Source organism: Photorhabdus hindustanensis (genome assembly GCF_002968995.1).
Classification (GTDB): Bacteria; Pseudomonadota; Gammaproteobacteria; order Enterobacterales; family Enterobacteriaceae; genus Photorhabdus; species Photorhabdus akhurstii.
Genome location: NZ_PUWT01000092.1, coordinates 1 through 6,436, shown reverse-complemented (window position 1 = coordinate 6,436; position 6,436 = coordinate 1). Strand labels below are relative to the sequence as shown.

The 6,436-nt window shown below is 35.5% G+C and carries 6 protein-coding genes; all 6 read right to left on the bottom strand.

Annotated elements, in window-relative coordinates:
* Nucleotides 1-204: helix-turn-helix domain-containing protein (locus tag C6H66_RS23400; RefSeq protein WP_181148328.1), on the bottom strand; the 204-nt coding region annotated here is incomplete at its 3' end.
* A 682-nt stretch (nucleotides 205-886) separates the two neighbouring features.
* The gene (locus tag C6H66_RS23390; protein WP_105396873.1) at nucleotides 887-2,641 is read right to left on the bottom strand and encodes a GH39 family glycosyl hydrolase; all 1,755 of its coding nucleotides are present in this window, start codon (nucleotides 2,639-2,641) and stop codon (nucleotides 887-889) included.
* A 546-nt stretch (nucleotides 2,642-3,187) separates the two neighbouring features.
* Nucleotides 3,188-4,936 (bottom strand): GH39 family glycosyl hydrolase, encoded by a 1,749-nt coding sequence (locus tag C6H66_RS23385; RefSeq protein WP_105396872.1) that lies wholly within the window; start codon nucleotides 4,934-4,936, stop codon nucleotides 3,188-3,190.
* A 594-nt stretch (nucleotides 4,937-5,530) separates the two neighbouring features.
* On the bottom strand, nucleotides 5,531-5,869 hold the full coding sequence (locus tag C6H66_RS23380; RefSeq protein ID WP_036808705.1) for a helix-turn-helix domain-containing protein: 339 nt from the start codon (nucleotides 5,867-5,869) through the stop codon (nucleotides 5,531-5,533).
* Nucleotides 5,866-6,183: a type II toxin-antitoxin system RelE/ParE family toxin gene (locus C6H66_RS23375; RefSeq protein ID WP_105396871.1), complete on the bottom strand. Its 318-nt coding sequence runs from the start codon at nucleotides 6,181-6,183 to the stop codon at nucleotides 5,866-5,868. The genes C6H66_RS23380 and C6H66_RS23375 overlap by 4 nt, the downstream gene beginning before the upstream one ends.
* A gap of 70 nt (nucleotides 6,184-6,253) precedes the next feature.
* A partial coding sequence (locus C6H66_RS23370) for a zinc ribbon domain-containing protein (RefSeq protein WP_146111110.1) occupies nucleotides 6,254-6,436 on the bottom strand: 183 nt, incomplete at its 5' end.

Here is a 6,436-nt window from a genome sequence, read left to right as displayed (position 1 = left end):
GGCATACCGGCGGGATTTTTTCGCCACTGACAGTAAGGGCTTGAGGTCTTTACGCGGGCTGAGGTTCACCCCGTGGCGTTGATAAGCGTGCTTCTTAATGTGGAGCGCCTTGTTGTACGCGAAACGGACCGCACCGAACTGAGCATTGAGATAATCAGCCTGTTCGGGTGTCGGGTAAATGCGGACTTTGGTGGCTCTTAACATCATCAGCGCTCATCGGGATAGTTTATGTATTTTAACCGCTTTTTTGGGCCGTGTCCCCCCCGGGCTACCAGTGAACGTGATGGTTAATAACCTGAAAGCCCTGCGGGCTTTTCGCCTTATATCACCGCCCGCATTGGGCGAGGGTTTACGGCGGATTTTGCTAACTCCTTACGGGCGGCGCCAATTACCGTTACGGTAAATTTCATATCAGCATCCTTGTAATCATATACGATGATTTTACTCCATCAAAACAAAGCAATCAACAATGATTACTTTCAAACATTACTTATCTGATATTCTCCAGTTTGTTTGGTACATAGAGACGTTCACGGGCCCAGATAACCTCGGGTGTATCCCGAACAATCTTTTTATCCAGAATAATCTTATAAATTTATTGAATACACGAATTATTAACGCTGAGTAAAGCCGAATTTAATAATACACCTTAATTTTAGCCGTATTTATTAAATAGTTTAATTCAATAAAATCATAATACATATTAAAAATATATATCACCTTACAACCAAGCAAAAACAATTACTATTTATTCCGAATCAACCTTATTCCAATAAATTATTCACCATGATTAAACAGGCCCTTATAAGAGCCTGTTTAACTTTACTCTCCAATTATTAACGGGAAGAGAAAATAATCCATTCTAATATTTTCTTTGCATATAAAATTAATGATGAATTAGCTCTAACGAATACAGTGTTACCGTTGAAGGTTTCGCTCCTTTATCAACCAACGTTAATTTATTATTAGCTATAGACACATTAATCTGACTAGTCACCTCAGGTGGTGTTATTTGTTCCAGCGATCCGCCTTGTTGAATACGATACGCTTTGACTTTAAATTTCTTACAACCTATATGATCAATCACCACAGTAACGCCTTGGTCACTATGAGTATAATCACGAGTTTTAGGTCTTAAAAGAGAATCTAGTGGAAGTTGTTGCATCGGCTCCTTTTGCACTACCGCATTATTAGATTGAATGGTTGTCGGATCAACACCACCAAACCATCTATTCTTACTACAGGTATCCGTTAATTGATCTAATGTTCGGCTAGTATCCAAATAGTATTGTTGATATAAATCCGCAGGAACGGGAGCTACACTACCATCAGAAAAACCCTTATCCACTTTATAATTTGCCGCCAGGATATTAATTTTATTACCCGATTTATTTTCAGCAGCCAAAACCGTTAAACCGGTTGAAAAATCCTTTTGACCACTTAAGATATAAGGTGTTTTTAATAATTTAGCAAAAAGACCAAAAGATTGAGCTGAATAGGTACAGAAATTTCTAACGTTTGGTTTTTTAGGATTAGGTTGATCATTAAACAAACCAAAAGATAAACCATCCCCACGATAATAATGAGCCAGGTCAACTTTGGTATATTGCATATAAATCAATGAAGAGGTGATATATGCCGCGTTTTTTGGACTCTGTACTTTGGTAAATGTATTTCTCGATCCAAAAGGAGTAGAGTTCCACTCAGTACAAATACTCTCCGTCTTGGTAAAACCATAAGTATGCAAACTATTCTGAATGGTATTACCCATATCAATAATGTTTTGCGGGTCTCCAGTATCAACATATCCATGCCAAGAAAAGAAATCTAACGGTACATGGTTATCCCTACAATATCGGAAAAATCCATCGATATAATGTCCTCCGGCATGATTACTAAATGAAATACCGGCTCCTCCCACTTTAGCATCAGGATCAGCGGATTTAATTGCTTTCACTACTTTTTCATATAATTGATAATACTTTTGTGGATCATCCGTATTCCAGAAAAATAGCAAATCAGGCTCATTCCAAATCTCCCAATAGCTTATTTTTCTCGGCAATCCAACACAGGCATAGTCTACACCATAACGATTCACCAGAGATTTAACTAATGCTGCATAAACATCAAAATCCTCTGGTATTTCATAACCGCCATCAAGTGAACGCCCAATACGAAAAAAGAGTTGTCGCTCAATATTATCTGGGTTCAGATCTGCTTGATTATTTAGAACATCACGCAGATAAGCATCCGTCATTTCATAATTGGCATCTTTTAATGCAAGATTCACATCATGATTTCTCATTCCGATAGCCGCATTAGGAAAAATACTTCTGACATTTGCAATATCAGCAACCAGCTTTTTAGCCGCGGGTTTCCTTTCCTCCGGCACATTGATAATCATTTGATCTTGGTTATTTTTCCTATCCACCTGGAAATAATTATCTATATCCCCAATACCAAAGCCGTCATGGAGCCGAACATGGGTAATTCCCATCTGATTAAATTCATTATCTAAATCCGGGAAACCTGGAGCTATCGATTTAGGAAGACCGTTGACACCATTAACCGCTTTAAGACGTGAATTATACCCTGCTGATAAATCTCGATGATTTTTATTAAATGAAAAAACTTTAGTCATAACATCCTCTATATTAACTAAGAAATTGTATCCCTATAAACCCAAAATAATATCAAAGAATAAATACATTCCTCTGACAACTCAATAACAATAAATGAATGGAAGACCTAGATAATAATTAAATATCACTTTTAACTACATCTAAAATTCTCAGCTATTACTTTGAATTTATTGAATTAAACAAACAATTACATTAATACAATTATTTCCTATAGTGAAATTGACTCTGTGATTTATTTAACCACAAAAGTATTAAAGTGGAAAAATATATACCAATCAATCCAGACTGATATTAATAACAATAATAAAATAGCACACAATAAAATCATATAGAGAATAAATTATATTTTAAAATATCGTAAAAAAGATCATTAACACATATTACAAGCATATTTTCAGCCATAAAAAATCACCTTAATTCCAAATAAAATACATATAATTCAATTAGCTGTTATCAAACAGGCTCTTTTCAGAGCCTGTCATATTAAAATTATTTAATCTTCATTGATTAAATAATTTATTCCAATATTTCCATTGCATATAAAATTAATCATTATTTAGCTCTAATGAATATAACGTTACTGTTGCAGGCTTCGCTCCCTTATCCACTAGCGTTAATTTATTATGAGCTATAGACACATTAATTTGGTTAGTCACTTCCGGTGGTGTCATTTGTGCCAGCGATCCACCTTCTTGAATACGGAATGCTTTGACTTTAAATTTTTTATAACCTATATGGTTAATTACCACGGTAACACCCTGGTCGCTATCAGTATAATCACGACTTTTAGTTCTCAACATATTATCACCTGGAAATGGCTTAACAGGTTCACGTTGCACAACCGCATTATCAACGTGAATAGTTGTCGGATCAATACCGCCAAACCATTTATTCTTACTCCAGGTATCCGTTAATTGATTCAGTGATCGGCTAGCATCAAGATAATATTGTTGATATAAATAATCAGGAGCCGCATTACCATCGGCAAGACTCTTATCAACTTTATAATTTGCAGCAAGGATATTTATTTTATTACCTTCGGTATTCTCGGTTGCCAAAACAGTTAAACCCGTGGAGAAATCCCTATTACCACTTAAAATATAAGGTGTTTCGAACAGTCTGGCAAACAGGTAAAAGGATTGAGCTGAATAGGTACAGAAATTTTTAACACTTGGATTTTTGGGATTCGGCTGGTTATTAAACAAACCAAAAGATGAGCCATCTCCCCGATAATAATAAGCTTTGTCGACTTTTATATATTGCATATAAATAAATGTGGAAGCAATGTATGCCGCATTTTTAATACCCTGTACTTTTGAATAGGTATTTTTTGTCCCAATAGGACAAGAAGTCCATTCAGTACAAAAACTTTCTGTATCGGTAAAACCATAAGTATGCAAACTTTTTTGCACCACATTCCCCACATCAATAATATTTTGCGGATCTCCGGTTTCAACATATCCATGCCAGGAATAAAAATCTAACGGCACATGATTATCTCTACAATATTTTAAAAATCCATCAAGATAATCTTCTTTGCCTCTATCAGCAAACGCAATACCCGCCCCACCGACTTTAACCGAAGGATCGACAGCTTTAATTATTCTTGCAATTTTAGCATATAATGAATAATATTTTTCAGGATCATTATTATTCCAAAAGAAATATAAATCAGGTTCATTCCAAACCTGCCAATAAGTTATTTTTCTTGGCAAACCTATTCTGGCATAGTTTAAAGCGTAACGACTCACCAACGTGCTGACCAATATGGCATACATATCAAAATCCTCTGGTATTTCATAACCACCATCACCGGAACGACCAATACGAAACATGATTTGTCGCTGAATATTATCTGGGTTTAGATCAGCTTTATTATTCATAATGTCGCGCAGATAAGCGTCAGTCATTTTATAATTAGCCTCTTTTAATGCAAGACTAATATCATTATTTCTCATCCCGGCAGCCGCATTGGGAAAAATACTTCTAATATTTGCAATATCAGTGAGCAATTTCTTAGCCGCAGATTTATTTTCTTCTGGCACGTTAATAATTATTTGATTTCGATCATTGACTCTATCCACCTGATAATAATTATCCATATCGCCAATACCAAAACCATCATGCAACCGGATATGGGTAATTCCCATCTGATTGAATTGATCATCTAAATCAGGAAAACCCGGCAACAAAGATTTAGGAACACCATTAACACCATTAACCTCTTTAAGACATGAATGATGACCCGCTGATAAATCCCGGTGATTTTTATTGAATGAAAAAATTTTAGTCATAATAAACTTCTATCCTCTATATTCATTAATAAATGACATTTATATAAATAAGAATAATACCAGAGAATAAATATATTTCTCTGACAACTCAACAACAATAAATGAATAGAATAGTTAGAGAATAGTTAAATATCATTTTTAACTATATCTTAAAATTACCTTCTGTTAATTTTAATTCATTACAGCAATCAACAATCACATGGATATAATTACTTCCGCCAATAATCCAACCTGTGATTTATTTAACAAAATAACCTATATTTCAATAAGAAACTGATATTAATAACGATAGTAAAAAAACACTCAATAAAATCATATAGTGAGTGAGTTATATTAAATAACATCGCATAAAATCATTAATATATCATCATGAGAATTCGACAAAATAATCTCAGCAAGTCTCTTTTTCAATAACGATTATAAATAACGTTAATAAAGATCATAAAGTATTTTTCGCCAAAGAAATATTCAACAATATTGAGCCAAAAGGTTGAATCATTTTAAAATACCAAATACCAAATACCAAATACCAAGAGGCACCCATTCTAAATGCCTCTTATGTTGAATTACCCTAATGACTTCAATGTGTGGGTCTTAACCCACCGTAATTTGAACAGGCTTCCCTATACGGGTTAACATATTAACCAATGCGTCAATAGTGAATTTATTTACCTTTTTATTCACAACATCAGATACTCTTGGACGAGAAATGTTTAACACAGTTGCTGCTTCTGCTTGTTTCATTTTTTTATCCACAATCCATAAAGTAATTTCCTCCATTAACTGTTCTTTAATTTTTAGTATCTTTTCTATTTCTCGTAAAGAGGTTGCATGAAGTTGCTGAGCCTCTTGCTCAGTAAAACCTAACTCAGAAAATATATTATGTCCGGTTGGAGTTACCTTACGAATTTCAGTGTCAATTTTAGTGGTCATTTGATATTTCTCCGCTGCTGAATAACTGCGTTGTATCGTACTTTAGCGATATCCTTATCATGTTTATTCGTTTGTTGAGTTTTTTTCTGAAAACTATGCAATACATAAATGGCTTCATCGAATTTAGCAACATACATAATACGATAAATACCTGTACTGTCTCTTAGCCGTATTTCTTTTACGCCAGAACCGATGTCAGAAAAGGGTTTCCAATCTTCAGGATCTACTCCATGCTGTATTCTATGAAGCTGATAGCCTGCGTCTTTACGCGCATCTGTAGGGAAAGCTAACAAATCTTCATAAGAAGAGCCAATCCAGGCAATTTCTTTCTCTATACCGCTCGTGACTGCTCCCCGCCGTAAAAACGGCGAGGCTTCCCACTTCTCAGGCCGCCACCGTCTTTATGACGGATTTACGCTGGCCTCCGTGGGCAGAGACGACGAGTCCCGCCGCCTGTAATTCTGTTATGCCCTTGCGCTCGATGTTGAGCGCCGCATTGATATCGCGGTCATGTTCGACTCGACAGAAAGGGCATTGCCAGAGCCGCTTACGCAGCGGCATTTCCAG

What these genes read in the sequence shown, in the direction of transcription:
- C6H66_RS23390 (WP_105396873.1), bottom strand. Translation starts at nt 2,641, where the DNA reads ATGACTAAAGTTTTTTCATTTAATAAAAATCATCGAGATTTATCAGCA.
- C6H66_RS23380 (WP_036808705.1), bottom strand. Translation starts at nt 5,869, where the DNA reads ATGACCACTAAAATTGACACTGAAATTCGTAAGGTAACTCCAACCGGA.
- C6H66_RS23385 (WP_105396872.1), bottom strand. Translation starts at nt 4,936, where the DNA reads ATGACTAAAATTTTTTCATTCAATAAAAATCACCGGGATTTATCAGCG.